The 20285-nt window shown below is 60.6% G+C and carries 18 protein-coding genes; 11 read left to right on the top strand and 7 right to left on the bottom strand.

What is annotated here, in order from left to right; genetic code table 11:
- Window positions 1-22: 22 nt before the first annotated feature.
- The 5 genes from D8U61_RS13250 (at window position 23) to hisC (ending at window position 4833) form a co-directional block, all read left to right on the top strand.
- Window positions 23-262 carry a BolA family protein gene (locus D8U61_RS13250; RefSeq protein WP_016771670.1) on the top strand — a complete coding sequence of 80 codons (240 nt, stop codon included), beginning with the start codon at window positions 23-25 and terminating at the stop codon, window positions 260-262.
- Window positions 263-284: 22 nt separating this feature from the next.
- A complete protein-coding gene (gene murA, locus D8U61_RS13245; RefSeq protein WP_016771669.1) occupies window positions 285-1550 on the top strand; it encodes a UDP-N-acetylglucosamine 1-carboxyvinyltransferase in 1266 nt (421 codons plus the stop codon).
- Window positions 1551-1678: 128 nt separating this feature from the next.
- A complete protein-coding gene (gene hisG / locus D8U61_RS13240; RefSeq protein WP_016771668.1) occupies window positions 1679-2314 on the top strand; it encodes an ATP phosphoribosyltransferase in 636 nt (211 codons plus the stop codon).
- Between the two features lie 125 nt (window positions 2315-2439).
- Window positions 2440-3777, top strand: coding sequence for a histidinol dehydrogenase (gene hisD / locus D8U61_RS13235; protein ID WP_016771667.1), 1338 nt, complete (start codon window positions 2440-2442; stop codon window positions 3775-3777).
- 3 nt (window positions 3778-3780) lie between these two features.
- Complete coding sequence (hisC, locus tag D8U61_RS13230; protein WP_016771666.1) at window positions 3781-4833, top strand: histidinol-phosphate transaminase; 1053 nt, start codon at window positions 3781-3783, stop codon at window positions 4831-4833.
- A gap of 193 nt (window positions 4834-5026) precedes the next feature.
- Here hisC and D8U61_RS13225 read toward each other — a convergent pair whose 3' ends face one another.
- The 3 genes from D8U61_RS13225 to algW form a co-directional block, all read right to left on the bottom strand.
- Entirely contained in the window at window positions 5027-5746 is a 720-nt protein-coding gene (locus tag D8U61_RS13225; protein ID WP_130927087.1) for a DUF4198 domain-containing protein, read from the bottom strand.
- A 12-nt stretch (window positions 5747-5758) separates the two neighbouring features.
- On the bottom strand, window positions 5759-7864 hold the full coding sequence (locus D8U61_RS13220) for a TonB-dependent siderophore receptor (protein ID WP_130927086.1): 2106 nt from the start codon (window positions 7862-7864) through the stop codon (window positions 5759-5761).
- 88 nt (window positions 7865-7952) lie between these two features.
- Complete coding sequence (gene algW / locus D8U61_RS13215) at window positions 7953-9110, bottom strand: Do family serine endopeptidase AlgW (protein WP_130927085.1); 1158 nt, start codon at window positions 9108-9110, stop codon at window positions 7953-7955.
- Between the two features lie 104 nt (window positions 9111-9214).
- Between algW and D8U61_RS13210 the strand changes: the two genes are divergently transcribed.
- The 3 genes from D8U61_RS13210 (at window position 9215) to cysN (ending at window position 13048) form a co-directional block, all read left to right on the top strand.
- The gene (locus D8U61_RS13210; RefSeq protein ID WP_130927084.1) at window positions 9215-9973 is read left to right on the top strand and encodes a Nif3-like dinuclear metal center hexameric protein; all 759 of its coding nucleotides are present in this window, start codon (window positions 9215-9217) and stop codon (window positions 9971-9973) included.
- Window positions 9974-10222: 249 nt separating this feature from the next.
- Window positions 10223-11140: a sulfate adenylyltransferase subunit CysD gene (gene cysD / locus D8U61_RS13200; RefSeq protein WP_016771664.1), complete on the top strand. Its 918-nt coding sequence runs from the start codon at window positions 10223-10225 to the stop codon at window positions 11138-11140.
- Between the two features lie 9 nt (window positions 11141-11149).
- Complete coding sequence (gene cysN, locus D8U61_RS13195; protein ID WP_073473760.1) at window positions 11150-13048, top strand: sulfate adenylyltransferase subunit CysN; 1899 nt, start codon at window positions 11150-11152, stop codon at window positions 13046-13048.
- 196 nt (window positions 13049-13244) lie between these two features.
- Here cysN and D8U61_RS13190 read toward each other — a convergent pair whose 3' ends face one another.
- The 3 genes from D8U61_RS13190 to D8U61_RS13180 are packed head-to-tail and all read right to left on the bottom strand — an operon-like array spanning window position 13245 to window position 16628.
- Window positions 13245-14150 carry an acyltransferase gene (locus D8U61_RS13190; RefSeq protein WP_125927120.1) on the bottom strand — a complete coding sequence of 302 codons (906 nt, stop codon included), beginning with the start codon at window positions 14148-14150 and terminating at the stop codon, window positions 13245-13247.
- Window positions 14151-16250: a phosphate acetyltransferase gene (pta, locus tag D8U61_RS13185; protein WP_024011632.1), complete on the bottom strand. Its 2100-nt coding sequence runs from the start codon at window positions 16248-16250 to the stop codon at window positions 14151-14153. It abuts the gene before it with no gap.
- A gap of 51 nt (window positions 16251-16301) precedes the next feature.
- Entirely contained in the window at window positions 16302-16628 is a 327-nt protein-coding gene (locus tag D8U61_RS13180) for a DUF3565 domain-containing protein (protein ID WP_073473919.1), read from the bottom strand.
- On the opposite strand from D8U61_RS13180, the gene D8U61_RS13175 reads away from it, so the two are divergent.
- The 3 genes from D8U61_RS13175 to D8U61_RS13165 all read left to right on the top strand — a co-directional run bounded on the left by D8U61_RS13175 (window position 16597) and on the right by D8U61_RS13165 (window position 18947).
- Window positions 16597-17082 (top strand): peptidylprolyl isomerase, encoded by a 486-nt coding sequence (locus D8U61_RS13175; protein WP_016771661.1) that lies wholly within the window; start codon window positions 16597-16599, stop codon window positions 17080-17082. The genes D8U61_RS13180 and D8U61_RS13175 overlap by 32 nt on opposite strands.
- A 123-nt stretch (window positions 17083-17205) precedes the next feature.
- Complete coding sequence (locus D8U61_RS13170; RefSeq protein ID WP_016771660.1) at window positions 17206-17688, top strand: glutathione peroxidase; 483 nt, start codon at window positions 17206-17208, stop codon at window positions 17686-17688.
- 155 nt (window positions 17689-17843) lie between these two features.
- Entirely contained in the window at window positions 17844-18947 is a 1104-nt protein-coding gene (locus D8U61_RS13165; RefSeq protein WP_122601853.1) for an NADH:flavin oxidoreductase, read from the top strand.
- A gap of 127 nt (window positions 18948-19074) precedes the next feature.
- On the opposite strand, the gene D8U61_RS13160 is transcribed toward D8U61_RS13165, so the two are convergent.
- On the bottom strand, window positions 19075-20274 hold the full coding sequence (locus tag D8U61_RS13160; protein ID WP_130887176.1) for a glycosyltransferase family 1 protein: 1200 nt from the start codon (window positions 20272-20274) through the stop codon (window positions 19075-19077).
- Between the last annotated feature and the right edge of the window lie 11 nt (window positions 20275-20285).

The following is a 20285-nucleotide window of genomic DNA, read 5'->3' as shown; positions in this document are numbered from 1 at the left end:
AGGGCGCCGATTGAGGTTGAGCATGCAGGCCGTAGAAGTGAAGAGCTTCCTTGAAGGAAAGCTGCCAGGAACGCTGGTAGAGGTTGAGGGCGAAGGCTGCAACTTCCAGCTGAACGTGATTAGCGATGAACTGGCGGCGTTGAGCCCGGTGAAGCGTCAGCAGCAGGTCTATGCCCATTTGAACCCATGGATCACCGATGGCAGCATCCATGCGGTCACTATGAAATTTTTCAGCCGCGCGGCCTGGGCCGAGCGCACCTGAGCCCTAGGGCGTCGAGATACTAATGGATAAATTGATTATTACCGGTGGCGCTCGTCTTGATGGCGAGATCCGCATTTCCGGCGCGAAGAACTCCGCCCTGCCGATTCTGGCTGCGACCTTGCTGTGCGATGGCCCGGTCACCGTCGGCAACCTGCCGCACCTGCACGACATCACCACCATGATCGAGCTGTTCGGGCGCATGGGCATCGAGCCGGTGATCGACGAGAAGCTCAGCGTCGAAATCGACCCGCGCACCATCAAGACCCTGATCGCCCCGTACGAACTGGTGAAAACCATGCGTGCGTCGATCCTGGTACTGGGTCCTATGGTCGCGCGTTTCGGTGAAGCCGAAGTCGCACTGCCTGGTGGTTGCGCCATCGGTTCGCGTCCGGTCGACCTGCACATTCGCGGTCTGGAAGCCATGGGCGCGGTCATCGACGTCGAAGGCGGCTACATCAAGGCCAAGGCGCCTGAAGGCGGCCTGCGCGGTGCGCACTTCTTCTTCGACACCGTCAGCGTGACCGGTACCGAAAACATCATGATGGCCGCTGCTCTGGCCAAGGGCCGCAGCGTGTTGCAGAACGCCGCGCGCGAGCCTGAAGTAGTCGACCTGGCGAACTTCCTCAATGCCATGGGCGCCAAGGTTTCCGGAGCCGGCACCGACACCATCACCATCGATGGCGTCGAGCGGCTGGGTTCGGCTTTCTACAAAGTCATGCCTGACCGTATCGAAACCGGCACCTACCTGGTCGCCGCTGCCGTGACCGGTGGTCGCGTCAAGGTCAAGGACACCGATCCGACCATCCTCGAAGCGGTGCTGGAAAAGCTGCGTGAGGCCGGTGCGGAAATCACCTGCGGTGAAGACTGGATCGAGCTGAACATGCACGGCAAGCGCCCGAAAGCGGTCAACGTGCGCACTGCGCCGTACCCGGCGTTCCCGACCGACATGCAGGCGCAGTTCATCTCGCTCAACGCCATTGCCGAAGGTACTGGTGCGGTGATCGAGACGATCTTCGAAAACCGTTTCATGCACGTGTACGAGCTGCACCGCATGGGCGCGCACATCCAGGTTGAAGGCAACACCGCGATCGTCACCGGTATCGAGAAGCTCAAGGGCGCGCCAGTCATGGCCACCGACCTGCGCGCGTCGGCCAGCCTGGTGATCTCGGCACTGGTTGCTGAAGGCGACACGCTGATCGACCGCATTTACCACATCGACCGTGGTTACGAGTGCATCGAAGAAAAACTGCAAATGCTGGGTGCCAAGATCCGCCGCGTTCCGGGCTGATCGTTGCATCGGGACACAGGGACGTGTCCACTGAATTCGTTTCGAGTCGAGGGTGTTCGCACCCTCGATGTGTGTCCGGCGCCGATTGTGATCGGGCATGAGTACCTTGATAAGGACTGACGTTTCCCATGTTGACCATTGCACTGTCCAAGGGCCGCATCCTTGACGACACCCTGCCGCTTCTCGCTGAAGCGGGCATCGTGCCGACCGAGAATCCGGACAAGAGCCGCAAGCTGATCATTCCCACGACCCAGGACGACGTGCGTCTGCTGATCGTGCGTGCCACCGACGTGCCGACCTATGTCGAGCATGGCGCGGCCGACCTCGGCGTCGCCGGTAAGGACGTGCTGATGGAATACAGCGGCCAGGGCCTGTACGAGCCGCTGGACCTGCAGATCGCCCAATGCAAGCTGATGACCGCCGGCAAGATCGGCGCGGCCGAGCCCAAGGGCCGTCTGCGCGTGGCGACCAAGTTCGTCAACGTTGCCAAGCGTTATTACGCCGAGCAGGGCCGTCAGGTCGACATCATCAAGCTGTACGGCTCGATGGAGCTGGCGCCGCTGATCGGGCTGGCCGACAAGATCATCGACGTGGTCGACACCGGCAACACCCTGCGCGCCAACGGCCTGGAACCCCAGGAACTGATCGCCACGATCAGCTCGCGTCTGGTGGTCAACAAGGCTTCAATGAAAATGCAGCACGCCCGGATCCAGGCGTTGATCGACACCCTGCGCAACGCAGTGGAATCGCGACACCGCGGCTGATCTACCTGCGCGGCCCGAGGCCGCGCCGTCTATCCGCCTCATAGCCAGAATTCTCAGGTGCCCAAGCGGATCGAATGCTAGTTTCGGGCGCCTGAGTTATTTGCCATTCCTATGAGGCTCTCGCTATGACCGCAACCACTGCAATTCGCCGACTCAACGCTGCTGACCCGGATTTCGCGCATCATCTGGATCATCTGCTGAGCTGGGAAAGTGTGTCTGACGACTCGGTCAATCAGCGCGTGCTGGACATCATCAAGGCTGTGCGCGAGCGCGGTGACGCGGCGCTGGTCGAATTCACCCAGAAGTTCGACGGTCTTGAAGTCGCCTCGATGGCCGACCTGATCCTGCCGCGCGAGCGTCTCGAACTGGCCCTGACCCGCATCACGGTGCCGCAGCGCGAGGCTCTGGAAAAAGCCGCCGCCCGCGTGCGCAGCTATCACGAAAAACAGAAGCAGGATTCCTGGAGCTACACCGAGGCTGACGGCACCGTGCTTGGTCAGAAAGTCACGCCACTGGATCGCGCAGGCCTTTACGTGCCGGGCGGCAAGGCCTCGTATCCGTCGTCGGTATTGATGAACGCGATTCCGGCCAAGGTCGCCGGCGTGACCGAAGTGGTCATGGTCGTGCCGACCCCGCGCGGTGAAATCAACGAGCTGGTGCTGGCCGCTGCCTGCATCGCCGGTGTCGACCGCGTGTTCACCATCGGCGGCGCGCAAGCGGTTGCCGCACTGGCTTATGGCACCGAAAGCGTGCCGCGTGTGGACAAGGTTGTCGGCCCGGGCAATATCTATGTCGCCACGGCCAAGCGCCATGTGTTCGGCCAGGTCGGCATCGACATGATCGCCGGCCCTTCGGAAATTCTTGTGGTGTGCGACGGCCAGACTGATCCGGACTGGATCGCCATGGACCTGTTCTCCCAGGCCGAGCACGACGAAGACGCGCAAGCGATTCTGGTCAGCCCCGACGCCGAGTTCCTCGACAAGGTGGCCGCGAGCATCGATAAATTGCTGCCGACCATGGACCGCGCGACCATCATCGAAACTTCGATCAATGGCCGTGGTGCGCTGATTCAGGTGAGCGACATGGCCCAAGCCATCGAAGTCGCCAACCGCATTGCCCCGGAACACCTGGAATTGTCGGTCGCTGATCCACAAGCCTGGCTGCCGCAGATTCGTCACGCCGGTGCGATCTTCATGGGCCGCCACACTTCCGAAGCGTTGGGCGATTACTGTGCCGGTCCGAACCACGTGTTGCCGACTTCCGGCACCGCGCGGTTCTCCTCGCCGCTGGGCGTCTACGACTTCCAGAAGCGCTCGTCGATCATCTTCTGCTCCGAGGCCGGCGCTTCCGAGCTGGGCAAAACAGCATCGGTACTGGCCCGTGGCGAATCGCTGAGCGCCCACGCACGCAGCGCCGAATACCGCATCAAAGACCAAGACTTTCTGAAAGGGCAGGGGAACTGAGCGATGAGTAAATTCTGGAGCCCGTTCGTCAAGGATCTGGTGCCCTACGTGCCGGGCGAACAGCCGAAGCTGACCAAACTGGTCAAGCTCAATACCAACGAAAATCCGTATGGCCCGTCGCCAAAAGCACTGGCGGCGATGCAAGCCGAGCTCAACGACAACCTGCGCCTGTACCCGGACCCGAACAGTGATCTGCTGAAAAACGCCGTGGCCGAATACTACGGCGTGCAAACCAGTCAGGTGTTCCTCGGCAACGGTTCGGACGAGGTGCTTGCGCACATCTTCCACGGTCTGCTGCAACACGATCAGCCGCTGCTGTTCCCGGACATCAGCTACAGCTTCTATCCGGTCTACTGCGGTCTGTACGGGATTGAATTCGATGCGGTGCCGCTGGATGCGCAGTTCCAGATCAACCCGGCCGACTACGCCAAACCGAATGGCGGGATCATTTTTCCCAACCCGAACGCCCCGACCGGGTGCCTGCTGGCGCTGGACGCGGTCGAGCAAATCCTCAAGGCCAGTCCTGATTCGGTCGTAGTCGTGGATGAGGCGTACATCGACTTTGGCGGCGAGACGGCGATCAGTCTGGTGGACCGCTATCCGAATCTGCTGGTGACGCAGACGCTGTCCAAGTCACGCTCGCTGGCCGGCCTGCGTGTCGGTCTGGCGGTAGGGCATCCGGACCTGATCGAAGCGCTGGAGCGGATCAAGAACAGCTTCAACTCCTATCCACTGGATCGTCTGGCGATTGTCGGCGCGGCGGCGGCGTTTGCAGATCGCGAGTATTTCGACAAGACCTGTCGTCAGGTGATCGAGAGCCGCGAATGGGTGGTGGCGCAGTTGCAGGCTAAAGGCTTTGAAGTGCTGCCGTCGGCGGCCAACTTCATCTTCGCTCGCCACCCGCAGCATGATGCGGCGGGCCTGGCGGCCAAGCTGCGCGAGCAGGGCGTGATCGTGCGGCACTTCAAGCAGGAGCGGATTGCGCAGTTCCTGCGGATATCGGTGGGTACGCCGGAGCAGAATCAGGCGTTGATCGACGGCCTTGGCGACCTCTAAAAGCAAAAGCCCCTCACCCTAGCCCTCTCCCGGAGGGAGAGGGGACTGAATGGGGAATATTGCAGAATTTCACCGACCTGAATTTGGTTTACCGAATCCATAATCGACTCGGTCTTTCAGGTCGATGTATCCCGCAAGACAACTCGGTCGGCTCCCTCTCCCTCTGGGAGAGGGCTGGGGTGAGGGTGTGCTTTTATTCGTGATGCGGCTCGCCAAGGAATGTCAGCGAACTGAACAACCCACGACTGTCCACATCCGCGCTGTCCCTCACCGGCACCTCGACCTGCGCCGCAATCACATTCAACCCTTCATTACGCACCAGCACCTGCGCACGCCCATCCTTGTCGGTCTCGGTGCTCAGGGTGTTTGGCGCGCTGCGATAGTCGCCATACAACTTCACCCCCGCCGCCGGTTTGCCATCGAGCAGCACCCGCACCGGTAACGATTTACCCGGCCCGACCGTCAGCGGATCAACCTCCGGCAGGATCAGCAGTTTGATCTGCTCCAGTTTCGGCAACTTCGTCCCCGGCTGATAGATCGCCAGGCTGTACTTGAACGTCTGCGTGGCCTCGGTGGCGCCGGGCACTTTGCTGCGTCCTTCGTTGATCCACTTCTTGTCCGCCGTCTGCGACCACATGCCGTTGTTCAGCGCCACGGCCAGCACCGCCGGCGGCTTCAATGGTTTCAAACGGGCATGATCGGCCAGGCGCTCGACGCTGACCGGGATCATTTTGCCGCTTGCGTCATAAGCCCAGGCACCGCTGATTTTCTGCGCCTTGAAGGCGTTGTCTTCGGCGCCATGGCCGTAGATCACTTCGATGTTGCCGCGTCGCTCCTCTGTCCACAGGCCGTGCGCCGACACCTGGCCGGTGAACAGCGCAGCGATGAGCAGAAGGGATTTGCCGTAGTGCATGGTGACGTCCTTTTACAGGTTGAGTGTCAGGCTGACAGTGAAATTGCGTGGCTCGCCGGGGTTGACCCAGTAGTTGCTGTAAGAGCGCTCGTAGTATTTTTCGTCGAAGATGTTGTTCAGGTTCAGGCCGAGCGTGACGTTGTCGCTGGCCTTGTAATGCGCGAGCAAGTCGACGGTCTGGTAGGCCGGCAATTCGAAGTCGCTGCCGGATTCGCCCGAGCGATCGCCGACGTAGGTGAACGCTGCGCCGACGTCTGAACCGCGCAGACGGCCATCCTGAAATTCATACACACCCAGCAGACTGCCGCTGCGTTTGGCCACGCCGAGGATGCGGCTGCCGGTGGGAATGGTCGCGTCACCCTTGGTCACCTCGGCGTCGATGTAGGCGAAGGCGCCGATGACCCGTATCGCGTCGGTCACCTGGCCGCTCACTTGCCAATCGAAACCCTGACTGCGTGCCTTGCCCATGGCGCGGCTGGTGTCGGTGCCCGGATCGAGGGCGAGAACGTTTTCCTTGTCGATGTGGAAGAAGGCGAGGGTGCTGCTCACCCGCTCATCAAACAGCTCGTTCTTGATCCCCACTTCGTAACCGACGCCTTCTTCCGGATCGAAGGATTTGCCGGAAGCATCCAGGCCGTTGTTCGGTTTGAACGAGGTCGAGGCGTTGGCGAACAGGCCGGTATTAGGCGTGAGCTGATAGAGCAGGCCGGCGCGTTGAGTCAGTGCGTCGTGGCGCTGCTGGCTTTTGGCGTTGCGGCTGTGATCGTCGATGCGCTGATCGAAATGCTCGAAGCGCGCGCCGACCATGCCGCGCAGCTTGTCGGTGAAGATGATCTGGTCCTGCAGATTCAGCGCATGACTTTCGACGTGTTCGAAGAAGTCGGTGCCCGAGCGTGCGCCGTTGGGTTTAGGCTGACCGTAAACCGGCTTATAGATGTCGATGGCGTAGGGGCCGCCAGCAATGGTGGTGACGCGTTCGTCCTTGCGGTAATTCTCGTACTCGGTGCCGATCAGCAATTCATGCTGCCACGGGCCGAGGTCGAACAGACCGCGCAGTTCCAGTTGGGTGATGCTGTCGTGCCAACTCGTGTCGCGTTCGCGCAAGCGGCGGTTGACCGTGTGGCCGTCGGCGTTCAGCGGTCGTGCTTCGGAAGCGTCGCCCCAGAGCTTGCCTTCCTTGTAGTGACTGGCCAGGCGCAGTTTCCAGCTGTCGTTCAGATGGTGTTCAAGAGTGGCCTGGAGCAGGTTGTTGTGGTTGTCGATGTTGCCGTCGTTGGGCTCGCCGAGGAAGGTCGAGCGCGATACGCCGCTCCGCTTGTTGTTCGGCGCCACCACACCACGATCGAACGTCGAGTTGTGACGGACGATTTCGCTCTCCACCAGCAGCGAGGTGTCCGGGTTCAACTGCCAACTGATCGAGGGCGCGACGAATACCCGCTGGCTGTCGACGTGGTCGCGAAAGCTGTTGTTGTCTTCTACGGCGAAGTTGATGCGCGAGAGCACATTGCCCTGGTCATCAAGGGGCGTGTTGACGTCCAGCGCGGTGCGGTAGCGATCCCAACTGCCGGCGCTGGTTTGCACAGTGGTGAACGCTTCGGGCTGCGGCTTCTTGGTGACGATGTTCACCGTGCCGCCCGGATCTCCCCGGCCGTAAAGGCTGGCGGCCGGGCCTTTGAGCACTTCGATGCGCTCGATGTTCGCTGCATCCGGCGTGCTCGGGTAACCGCGATTGGCGCTGAAGCCGTCCTTGTAGAACTCCGAGGTGGTAAAGCCGCGCACGCTGTATTCGTACAGGGTCAGGCCGCCGAAGTTGTTCTGCTTCGACACGCCGCCGGCAAAATCCAGCGCGCGTTCAACGCTGGTGCTGCCCAGATCCGAGAGCACACTGGCCGGAACGACGCTGATGGCTTGTGGGATATCGCGAATCGCCGTGTCGGTTTTGGTCGCACTGGCCGAGCGAGTCGCGCGATAACCGCTGACCGGGCCGGTGGGTGATTCGTAGTCGGAAGTGACGCTGATGGCTTCCAGCTCAACGGGCTGCGGCTCATCGGCGAAGGCGGGACCGCAGAGCAAACCCAGAGTCAGGCCCAACAGCGAGGCCTTTTTGCGAGACGACATGTTATGTTGTTCCAATTGCTAGAATTGAAACAATATAACATGCCTGTTGAGAATGTCTGTTATTCGCGCCACTGGCGCGAAAACATTTTTACTCTTCTTTTTCTTTCACCGGTGCCGGTGGTGGACGCAGGCCGATTTCAGCCGTCAGCTTCAGCTCTTTGCCGTTGCGCATGACCTGGATCGTCACCTTGTCGGTCGGTTTGATCCGCGCCACCTGGTTCATCGAGCGGCGACCATCGCCGGCCGGCTCGCCATCGATGTTCAGAATCACATCGCCCAGTTGCAGGCCGGCTTTCTGCGCCGGGCCGTCACGGAAGATCCCCGCGACGACAATCCCCGGTCGCCCGGACAAGCCAAACGACTCCGCCAGTTCCTGAGTCAGCGGTTGTACTTCGATGCCCAGCCAGCCGCGAATCACCTGGCCGTGCTCGATGATCGATTTCATCACTTCCATCGCCAGTTTCACCGGGATGGCAAAACCGATGCCTTGCGAGCCGCCGGATTTGGAAAAGATCGCCGTGTTGATACCGGTGAGGTTGCCGTTGGCATCGACCAGCGCACCGCCGGAGTTGCCCGGGTTGATCGCCGCATCGGTCTGGATGAAGTCTTCGTAGTTGTTCAGGCCCAACTGATTACGGCCGGTGGCGCTGATGATACCCATGGTCACGGTCTGGCCGACGCCGAACGGGTTGCCGATGGCCAGCGCGACGTCGCCGATGCGAATGCTGTCGGAGCGGCCGACGGTGATTGCCGGCAGGTTTTTCAGATCGATTTTAAGGACAGCAAGGTCGGTTTCCGGATCGCTGCCGATCACCCGCGCGAGTGTTTCGCGACCATCCTTCAGCGCCACGACAATCTGGTCGGCGCCGCTGGTGACGTGGTTGTTGGTAAGGATGTAGCCTTCCGGGCTCATGATCACCCCGGAACCCAGGCTCGATTCCATGCGCTTCTGTTTCGGCGAGTTATCACCGAAGAAGCGGCGGAACTGCGGATCCTCGAACAAGGGATGCGCCGGTTTGTTGATGACCTTGGTGGTGTACAGGTTGACCACCGACGGCGCGGCGATGCCCACCGCATCCGCATAGGACACCGGCCCCTGCTGCACGATCGTGGTCTGAGGGGCCTGTTGCAGATTGACGTCGAGGCTCGGCAGCCCGACCCACTCGGGGTAACGCTGAATAATCAACAGAGCGATAAGCACACCGGCCAACAGCGGCCAGCCAAAAAAACGCAGCGCCTTGAGCATTAAGCACGTTCCTGGAAAGGTTGCAGGCGAGGTCAGACCGCCCATAATGTCGCGCATTATACGAGGCCGCGCGCGCCTCTGAACGGGATATTTAGGAGTCTTTCATGGCCGTTGCCCTCAGCACCCTCGTCGAAGAAGCCGACCGTTACCTGGGCAGTGCGAAAATTGCCGATTATTGCCCCAACGGATTACAGGTCGAAGGCCGCCCGCAGGTGATGCGCATCGTCAGTGGCGTCACCGCCAGCCAGGCTTTATTGGACGCCACCGTCGAAGCCGAGGCCGACCTGATCCTGGTCCACCACGGTTATTTCTGGAAAGGCGAAAACCCTTGCGTCACCGGCATGAAACAGCGCCGCTTGAAAACCTTGCTCAAGCACGACATCAGTCTGCTCGCCTATCACCTGCCGCTGGATCTGCACCCGGACGTCGGCAACAACGTGCAACTGGCGCGTCAGCTCGACATCACTGTCGAAGGGCCGCTAGACCCGAGCAATCCGAAAGTCGTCGGGCTGGTCGGTTCACTGAATGAGCCAATGACTGCGCGGGATTTCGCGCGCAAGGTGCAGGAAGTCATGGGGCGCGAGCCGCTGCTGATCGAAGGCAGCGGCATGATCCGCCGCGTCGGTTGGTGCACCGGCGGCGGCCAGGGCTATATCGATCAGGGCGTGGCGGCGGGGGTCGACCTGTTCATCAGTGGCGAGGCCTCCGAGCAGACTTTCCACAGTGCGCGGGAAAACGACATCAGCTTCATCGCCGCTGGCCACCACGCCACCGAACGCTACGGCGTGCAGGCGCTGGGTGAGTATCTGGCGAAGCGCTTTGCCCTTGAACACATCTTCATCGACATCCCGAACCCGATCTGAGCTCACCGCAAACTCCTGTGGGAGCGAGCCTGCTCGCGAAGGCCTCAGACCTTCATACAAAGGTGCCTGACAATCCGCTTTCGCGAGCAAGCTCGCTCCCACATTCGGCCCTGACGGGCCGAACTGGCAGGCATATTCATATACCCTTTCGATCTAGTTGGCGTCCTGATTAGAAGAGGTCGCTGTGCTAGGATTCCTCGCTCGAACACGGCCCGCTGGCCGTTCATAAGAAAGCTTTCGTGAGTAGCCATGGTCGACAAACTGACGCATCTGAAACAGCTGGAGGCGGAAAGCATCCACATCATCCGCGAGGTGGCCGCCGAGTTCGATAACCCGGTGATGCTGTACTCCATCGGTAAAGACTCCGCCGTGATGCTGCACCTGGCACGCAAGGCGTTCTTCCCGGGCAAACTGCCGTTTCCGGTGATGCACGTCGACACCCGCTGGAAATTCCAGGAAATGTACAAGTTCCGCGACAAGATGGTCGAAGACTTGGGCCTGGACCTGATCACCCACATCAACCCCGATGGCGTGGCGCAGAACATCAACCCGTTCACCCACGGCAGCGCCAAGCACACCGACATCATGAAAACCGAAGGCCTGAAACAGGCACTCGACAAGCATGGTTTCGATGCAGCGTTCGGCGGCGCCCGTCGCGATGAAGAGAAATCCCGCGCCAAAGAGCGCGTGTACTCGTTCCGCGACAGCAAGCACCGCTGGGACCCGAAAAACCAGCGTCCAGAGCTGTGGAACGTCTACAACGGCAAGGTCAACAAGGGCGAATCCATCCGTGTGTTCCCGTTGTCGAACTGGACCGAGCTGGACATCTGGCAGTACATCTATCTTGAAGGCATCCCGATTGTGCCGCTGTACTTTGCCGCCGAACGCGAAGTGATCGAGAAGAACGGCACGCTGATCATGATCGACGACGAGCGCATCCTCGAGCACCTGTCCGATGAAGACAAAGCGCGCATCGTGAAAAAGAAAGTGCGGTTCCGCACCCTTGGCTGCTACCCGTTGACGGGCGCGGTGGAGTCCGAGGCCGAAAGCCTGACGGACATCATTCAGGAAATGCTCCTGACGCGAACTTCCGAGCGCCAGGGCCGGGTCATCGACCACGATGGCGCAGGCTCGATGGAAGACAAAAAACGTCAAGGCTATTTCTAAGGGGCTGTCATGTCGCATGTTTCTGATTTGATCAGCGAGGACATCCTCGCCTACCTGGGCCAGCACGAACGTAAAGAGCTGCTGCGCTTTTTGACCTGCGGTAACGTCGATGACGGCAAGAGCACCCTGATCGGGCGCCTGCTGCACGACTCGAAAATGATCTACGAAGATCACCTCGAAGCGATCACCCGCGATTCGAAGAAAGTCGGCACCACCGGTGACGACATCGATCTGGCGTTGCTGGTCGACGGTCTGCAGGCCGAGCGTGAGCAGGGCATCACCATTGATGTCGCCTACCGCTATTTCTCCACCGCCAAGCGCAAATTCATCATCGCCGACACCCCCGGCCATGAGCAGTACACCCGCAACATGGCCACCGGTGCGTCCACCTGTGACCTGGCGATCATTCTGGTCGACGCCCGTTACGGCGTGCAGACCCAGACCCGTCGCCACAGCTTCATCGCTTCTTTGCTGGGTATCAAACACATCGTCGTCGCCATCAACAAGATGGACTTGAAGGACTTCGACGAAGGCGTGTTCGAATCGATCAAGGCTGACTACCTGAAGTTCGCGGAAGGCTTGAAGATGAAGCCGACCAGCATGCACTTCGTGCCGATGTCTGCCCTTAAAGGCGACAACGTGGTGAACAAGTCCGAGCGCTCGCCGTGGTACACCGGCCAGTCGCTGATGGAAATCCTCGAGACTGTGGAAGTGGCGGGCGATCGCAACTTCACCGATCTGCGTTTCCCGGTGCAGTACGTCAACCGTCCGAACCTGAACTTCCGTGGTTTCGCCGGCACCCTGGCCAGCGGCATTGTGCACAAGGGCGACGAAGTCGTGGTGCTGCCGTCGGGCAAGAGCAGCCGGGTGAAGTCCATCGTCACTTTTGAAGGTGAGCTGGAACACGCCGGTCCCGGTCAGGCGGTAACGCTGACCATGGAAGACGAAATCGATATCTCCCGTGGCGACCTGTTGGTGCATGCCGACAACGTGCCGCCGGTCACCGACAGCTTCGAAGCGATGCTGGTGTGGATGGCTGAAGAGCCGATGCTGCCGGGCAAGAAATACGACATCAAACGCGCCACCAGTTACGTGCCGGGCTCGATCGCCAGCATCGTCAACAAGGTCGACGTGAACACTCTGGAAGAAGGCCCAGCGAGCGCATTGCAGCTCAACGAAATCGGCAAGGTGAAGATCGCGCTCGACGCGCCGATCGCCCTCGACGGTTACGAAAGCAACCGCACCACCGGCGCATTCATCGTCATTGATCGCCTGACCAACGGCACCGTTGGCGCCGGCATGATCGTCGCTCAGCCTGTAGCGCATGGCACTGCAACCCACCACGGCAAATTGGCCCACGTGGCGACTGAAGAACGCGCCCAGCGCTTCGGCCAGCAACCGGCCACCGTGCTGTTCAGCGGTCTTTCGGGCGCGGGCAAAAGCACCCTGGCTTATGCGGTCGAACGCAAGCTGTTCGACATGGGGCGCGCGGTGTTTGTACTCGATGGCCAGAATCTGCGTCATGATTTGAACAAAGGTCTGCCACAAGATCGCGCCGGGCGTACCGAGAACTGGCGTCGTGCCGCGCACGTGGCGCGTCAGTTCAACGAAGCGGGGCTGCTGACGCTGGCCGCGTTCGTTGCGCCGAGTGCCGAAGGTCGCGAGCAGGCCAAGGAACTGATCGGCAAGGATCGCTTGCTGACGGTCTATGTGCAGGCCTCGCCGACCGTGTGCGCCGAGCGTGATCCGCAAGGTCTGTACGCCGCTGGCGGCGACAACATCCCGGGCGAATCCTTCCCGTACGACGTGCCGCTCAATGCCGACCTGGTGATCGACACGCAGTCGCTGAGCCTGGAAGAAAGCGTCAAGCAAGTGCTGGAGCTGTTGCGTCAGCGTGGCGCGATCTAAGGCAGAAGCAGCGACAAGCTTCTAGCTGCAAGCGGCAAGAAAAAGCCCGCCGGTGAGTGATCATCGGCGGGCTTTTTATTTCAGAGCGCTGCAATTAAAACTGTGGGAGCGAGCCTGCTCGCGAAAGCTTTATCTCATTCAACATCTTTGTATGCTGATCCACCGCTTTCGCGAGCAGGCTCGCTCCCACAGGGGGTTATTGGTGACCTGGAAATTCGCGGTGCATCTGCTCCAGCAACGCATCCTTGTCCAGCCACAGTTGATTGATCCAGCCCTGAAACTGCAAACGGTACTCGCCGTCCTGGTCGTAGTTTTTGCCGATGAAGGCCGGCGGGATTTTAATTTCTTCAAAATGCACCACCACATCGCGCACATTGCCGCAGAGCAAATCCCAGAACCCCGGACGCCCGGCCGGATAATGAATCGTCACATTGACGATTGATTCCAGCTGTTCGCCCATCGCATCGAGCACAAAGGCGATCCCGCCGGCCTTGGGCTTGAGCAGGTACTTGAACGGTGACTGCTGCTGCGCATGCTTGCCTGCGGTGAAGCGTGTGCCTTCGACGAAGTTGAAAATTCCCACCGGGTTATGCCGGAATTTCGCGCAGGTCTTGCGCGTGGTTTCCAAGTCCTTGCCTTTCTTCTCCGGGTGTTTTTCCAGGTACGCCTTGGAGTAGCGCTTCATGAACGGAAAGCCCAGCGCCCACCAGGCCAGGCCAATCACCGGCACCCAGATCAGCTCCTGCTTGAGGAAGAATTTCAGCGGTTGGATCTTGCGATTGAGCACGTATTGCAGCACCAGAATATCCACCCAGCTCTGGTGGTTGCTGGTGATCAGGTACGAGTGCTGATAGTCGAGACCTTGCAGGCCGCTGAGGTGCCAGCGGGTGCGCCGTACCAGATTCATCCAGCCCTTGTTGTTGCTGATCCACGCCTCGTGGGTGTGGCTCATCAGCCAACCGGCGATGCGCTGGGTAAAGGCAAACGGCAAAGCCTTGACCAGCGCCACGCAGAACAGGAACGAGCACAGCAGAATCGTATTGAGCGCCAACAGCAGCGAGGCGATTACGCCGCGCACGGGTGCGGGTAGAAAATCCAGCATTTACACATCCATAGGTCGGTTGGCGGCTTGAATCGCGGTGAGCGCGATGGTGTAGACGATGTCATCGACTTGCGCGCCGCGCGGCAGGTCGTTCACCGGTTTGCGCAGGCCTTGCAGCATCGGCCCGAGGCTGACGCAATCGGCGCTGCGCTGCACGGCTTTGTGCGTGGTGTTGCCGGTGTTCAGATCGGGGAACACAAACACCGTGGCGCGCCCGGCGACCTGACTGTTCGGCGCCAGTTGCCGCGCCACGTCGGCGTTGGCGGCAGCGTCGTACTGCAACGGGCCGTCGATCAACAGCGAGTTTTGTTGCTCATGGGCGAGCAGAGTTGCCTCGCGGACTTTCTCGACTTCTTCACCGCGCGCCGATTCGCCGCTGGAATAGCTGATCATCGCCACCCGTGGGGTGATGCCGAATGCGGCTGCCGAGTCGGCGCTTTGCAGGGCGATCTCGGCCAGTTCCGCGGCGCTCGGGTGCGGGTTCATCACGCAGTCGCCGTAGACCAGCACTTCTTCCGGAAAAAGCATGAAGAACACCGACGACACCAGCGTGCAGCCCGGTGCGGTCTTGATCAGTTGCAGGGCCGGGCGGATGGTGTTGGCGGTGGTGTTGATCACACCCGAAACCAAGCCGTCGACCTCGTCCAGCGCCAGCATCATGGTGCCGATCACCACGGTGTCTTCCAATTGTTGCTCGGCCATCGGTGCGTTGAGGCTTTTGCTCTTGCGCAGGGCGACCATCGGCTCGACGTAACGCTCGCGGATGTGGTCCGGGTCAAGGATTTCCAGACCCGGCGGCAGCACGATGCCTTGCGCGCGGGCGACCGCTTCGACGTCTTCGGGTTTGGCCAACAGCACGCAGCGGGCAATCCCGCGTTCCTGACAGATCGCCGCCGCTTGCACGGTGAACGGCTCGCTGCCTTCGGGCAGCACGATGCGCTTGTTCGCCGCTTGCGCGCGCTGGATCAATTGATAACGGAACACTGCCGGCGACAGGCGCATCTCCCGAGGCGTACCGCAGCGCTGATGCAGCCAGTTGGCGTCGAGGTGGCTGGCGACGAAATCGGTGATGATCTCCGCGCGCTCGCGGTCATCGATCGGAATTTCCTTGTTCAGGCCATTGAGCAGATTGGCGGTGTCGTACGAGCCGGTGCTCACCGACAACACCGGCAAACCGGCCTGCAACGCGCCTCGGCACAGGTCCATGATGCGCGGGTCGGGCAGGGTGTCGCTGGTCAGCAGCAGGCCGGCCAGCGGCACACCGTTGATCGCCGCGAGGCTGACGGCGAGGATGATGTCGTCGCGATCGCCCGGGGTCACCACCAGCACGCCGGGCTTGAGCAGCTCGACGGTGTTGCGCATGGTTCGTGCGCAAATGATGATTTTGCTCATGCGCCGGGTTTCGTAGTCTCCCGCGTTGAGCACTTGCGCACCCATCAGGTCGGCGACGTCGCGGGTGCGCGGCGCATTGAGTTCCGGCTGAAACGGGATGCAGCCAAGCAAGCGGAAATCACCGCTGCGCAGCAACGGCGAATGCTCTTTCAGGCGTGTGGCGAAGGCGTCCATGCTCTCGTCGGTTTTGACCTTGTTGAGGATCACTCCGAGGACTTTCGGATCTTTCGGGCCGCCGAACAATTGAGCCTGAAGCTCGACACGGCCAGAAAGCTCGGCGAGCACTTCGTTTTCCGGCGCCGAGACCAGAATCACCTCGGCATCCAGGCTCTTGGCCAGGTGCAGATTGACCCGCGCGGCGTAACTGGCGCTGCGGGTCGGCACCATGCCTTCTACCACCAGCACGTCTTTGCCGACCGCCGCTTGCTGATACAGGGCGATGATTTCTTCGAGCAATTCGTCGAGCTGACCGTCGCCGAGCATGCGTTCGACGTGCGCCAGCCCCAACGGCTGCGGCGGTTTCAGGCCATGGGTGCGCGCCACCAGTTCGGTGGAACGCTCAGGGCCAGTGTCGCCCGGATGTGGCTGGGCGATCGGTTTGAAGAAGCCGACTTTGAGACCGGCGCGTTCAAGCGTGCGCACCAGCCCGAGGCTAATGGAGGTCAGACCCACGCCAAAATCGGTGGGGGCGATAAAAAAAGTTTGCATGGGAATTCTCTATGCAAGGGTGTCAGCCTATGTCTGGCCGACTACCGAAATTCAGTCGCCAAGGTTAGCGCTAACCGAGCCTTGTGCACACCAACCGCAGGCAAAGGGTTGACCTGTTTTTTCAATACGTTGCGCCGGATCCAGGACCCAGGCACGGGTTTGCCACGGCGGTTGGTGGCGCAGGTGCTGGGTGTGGCCACAGGAAAGCTCGACCACCCAATGGCCATCTTCGTCCTGATGGAAGCCGGTGATGGTCGAAACCCGTTTGTCCGGGTTGTGGTCGCTTTCACGCGATTGCTTCGCTAAACTTGGCCTTTCTATATTCTTATGCAAAAGGTCTCGCCCCATGCTGATCGCCGCCAATAAGGCTGTCTCCATCGACTATACCCTGACCAACGACGCTGGTGAGGTCATCGACAGCTCCGCCGGCGGCGCTCCGCTGGTTTACCTGCAAGGCGCAGGCAACATCATCCCGGGCCTGGAAAAAGCCCTTGAAGGCAAAGCTGTCGGCGACGAGCTGAAAGTAGCCGTTGAGCCGGAAGATGCTTACGGTGAATACGCCGCTGAACTGGTCAGCACCCTGAGCCGCAGCATGTTCGAAGGCGTTGACGAGCTGGAAGTCGGCATGCAGTTCCACGCTTCGGCGCCGGACGGCCAGATGCAGATCGTCACCATCCGTGATCTGGACGGCGACGACGTCACCGTTGATGGCAACCACCCTCTGGCCGGTCAGCGCCTGAACTTCGAAGTGAAGATCGTTGATATCCGTGACGCCAGCCAGGAAGAAATCGCTCATGGTCACGTCCATGGCGAAGGTGGCCATCACCACTGATTTTCTGCGCTAAGCTTCGAGTACTGGAGAGGCGCCTGTGGGCGCCTTTTTAGTCCGCGGCTGTCCTTGGTGGCCTCGCCAAGTGGCTGTTTCGAGTAGAACACGAGAATCCTGGAGTTCGGCATGAGTGCTTTTCACGACCTTAAGTTGACAGCCCTGGATGGTCAGGAGCTACCGCTGGCGCCGTTCAAGGGCCAAGTCGTGCTGGTGGTCAACGTGGCCTCCAAATGCGGCTTGACCCCTCAGTACGCGGCACTGGAAAACCTCTACCAGCAATACAAAGATAAAGGCTTTGCTGTGCTGGGCCTGCCGTGCAACCAGTTTGCCGGTCAGGAGCCAGGCTCGGAGAAAGAGATCCAGGAGTTCTGCAGCCTCAACTATGGCGTGACCTTTCCGTTGTCGAGCAAGCTCGAAGTCAACGGCCACGAGCGGCATCAGTTGTATCGCCTGCTGGCGGGCGAGGGCGCCGAATTTCCCGGTGACATCACCTGGAACTTCGAAAAGTTTCTGCTCGGCAAGGATGGCCGGGTACTGGCGCGGTTCTCGCCGCGCACGGCGCCGGATGATCCGACAGTGATTGCCGCGATCGAAAAAGCCTTAGCCTGAATCAGAAAATCGCAGCATTGAGCTGCGATTTTTTTTGCCTGCCTTTTGACCCTTAATCATTCAGATCAATAGTGCTGTCACGCAAAGGACGTGGCGGATATTATCGCCGTCATATCGATTCATGCCTGTCGCCAACGTTTTCGTGGAGCCTCTCGATGCCTGTTCAAGCCCTGTTCAAACCGTTCCATCTCGGTGCCCTCGAACTGCCGACCCGCGTGGTCATGGCGCCAATGACCCGTTCGTTTTCGCCGGGCGGTGTGCCGAATTCCAAAGTCATTGAGTACTATCGCCGTCGTGCGGCCGCCGGGGTTGGTCTGATCATCACCGAAGGCACCACCGTCGGCCACATCGCGTCCAACGGCTATCCTAACGTGCCGCAATTTTTCGGTGACGCGCCGCTGGCCGGCTGGAAAAAGGTTGTCGACGCCGTGCACGCCGAGGGCGGCAAGATCGTCCCGCAACTGTGGCATGTCGGCAGCGTACGTCGCCTCGGCACCGAGCCGGACGCCAGCGTGCCGGGCTACGGTCCGTCGGAAAAACTCAAGGACGGCCAGGTCGTGGTGCACGGCATGACCAAGCAGGACATCCAGGACGTGATCGCCGCGTTTGCCCAAGCTGCCAAAGATGCGCAAAGCATCGGCATGGACGGTGTGGAAATCCATGGCGCCCACGGCTATCTGATCGACCAGTTCTTCTGGGAAGGCAGCAACCAGCGCACCGACGAATACGGTGGCAGCCTGGCCAACCGTTCGCGTTTTGCCATCGAATTGATTCAAGCAGTGCGCGCGGCTGTCGGTGAGGGTTTCCCGATCATCTTCCGCTTCTCGCAATGGAAGCAGCAGGATTACACCGCGCGTCTGGTGCAAACCCCCGAAGCGCTGGGCGAGTTTCTCAAGCCGCTGTCTGACGCTGGCGTGGACATTTTCCATTGCTCGACCCGACGCTTCTGGGAGCCGGAGTTCGACGGTTCGGATCTGAACCTCGCTGGCTGGACCCGCAAGCTGACCGGCAAACCGACCATCACCGTGGGCAGCGTCGGCCTGGACGGCGAGTTCTTGCAGTTCATGGTCAACACCGACAAGGTCGCGCAACCGGCCAGCCTGGAAAACCTGCTGGAGCGTCTGAACAAAGAAGAGTTCGACCTGGTAGCGGTGGGCCGTGCGCTGCTGGTCGATCCGGACTGGGCGCAGAAAGTCCGTGAAGGGCGTGAGCAGGACATTCTGCCGTTCAGTCGTGAGGCGTTGATGACCCTGGTCTAAGCTGCGCCAGTTCGAACCATTCGCGAACAGGCTCACTCCCACCTTCGACCGCATTCCATCTGAAAGAATGCAGTACCCATGTGGGAGCGAGCCTGCTCGCGAAAGCTGTTTCTAAGTCGCCGAAAATCTAAGGTTGTGTCTGCGCCCCAGGCACCACCAGCTCCCCCACACAAGCCCCACGCAAATAACCCTCGAACTGCTCGATAATCGCCGCCCAGCCCTGGCGACTGCCATGCTGCCGCGCATTCAGCCGCACACAGCGCAACCGCTCATCCTCCTCCAGTAACCACGCCGCCGCTTCGCAAAACGCCTGCTCATCGCCGGGCATGGCTGACACGCCGTTGTAGCCGTGGCGAATATGCTGCGCCGCGGCTGCCTGATCATAGGCAACGACGCCGAGTCCCGAAGCCAGGGCTTCCAGCACCACATTGCCGAAGGTTTCGGTCAGGCTGGGAAATACGAACAGATCTCCTGAGGCGTAGTGCGCCGCCAGGGCTTCTCCCCGCTGCGCGCCGCAGAAGATCGCCTCCGGCAGTTCTTTTTCCAGCGCCGAACGCTGCGGGCCATCTCCGACCACGATCAGCTTCAGATGGCGCTGTGGATAAGTTTCGCGCAGACCTTCAAAGCAGTGTTTGAGCAGGCCCAGATTTTTCTCCGGGGCGAGCCTTCCTACGTGGATGACCGCGATATCCGTCTCAGAGAGTCCCCATTGCTCACGCAACGCGGTCTGACGTTTGCTCGGATGAAACAACTGGCTGTCCACACCCCGCGACAACAACGCCAGCCGCTCGAAATGCCGCCGCTCCAGTTCCAGGCGCTGACTGACGCTCGGCACCAGAGTCATTGCCGAACGATTGTGAAACCAGCGCAGGTAATGAGTGAGCATCCGCGTCAGCAGACCGAGGCCGTACTGGCTGGTGTATTGCTGGAAGTTGGTGTGAAAACCGCTCACCACCGCAATCCCCAGGCGCCGTGCGGCGCGCAGTGCCGACAACCCGAGCGGGCCTTCCGTGGCGATGTACAGCACATCCGGCCGCTGGCGTTTCCAGCGGCGCAGCAGTTTATGCATCGACGACTGGCCCCATTGCAGTCCCGGATAGCCCGGTAGTGGCCATCCGCGACACAGCAACAGTGCATCGTCTTCGCTGCGTTGCGGATCGGTGGCCTGGCGCGGGCGCACGAGCTCTACCTGATGCCCACGTGTGCGCAAACCCTCGCACAAGCGGCCAAGGGTATTGGCCACGCCGTTGATTTCCGGTGGGAAGGTTTCGCTGATGAGGGTGATATGTAGAGCTGTCGTCATGACCTCAGTGTCGGCTGAGGCCATGTCGAGCTTGT

Origin of the sequence: Pseudomonas sp. Sample_14, from assembly GCF_004307515.1 — a bacterium.
GTDB lineage: Bacteria > Pseudomonadota > Gammaproteobacteria > Pseudomonadales > Pseudomonadaceae > Aquipseudomonas > Aquipseudomonas atacamensis.
This window is presented reverse-complemented; position numbering and strand designations above follow the sequence as displayed.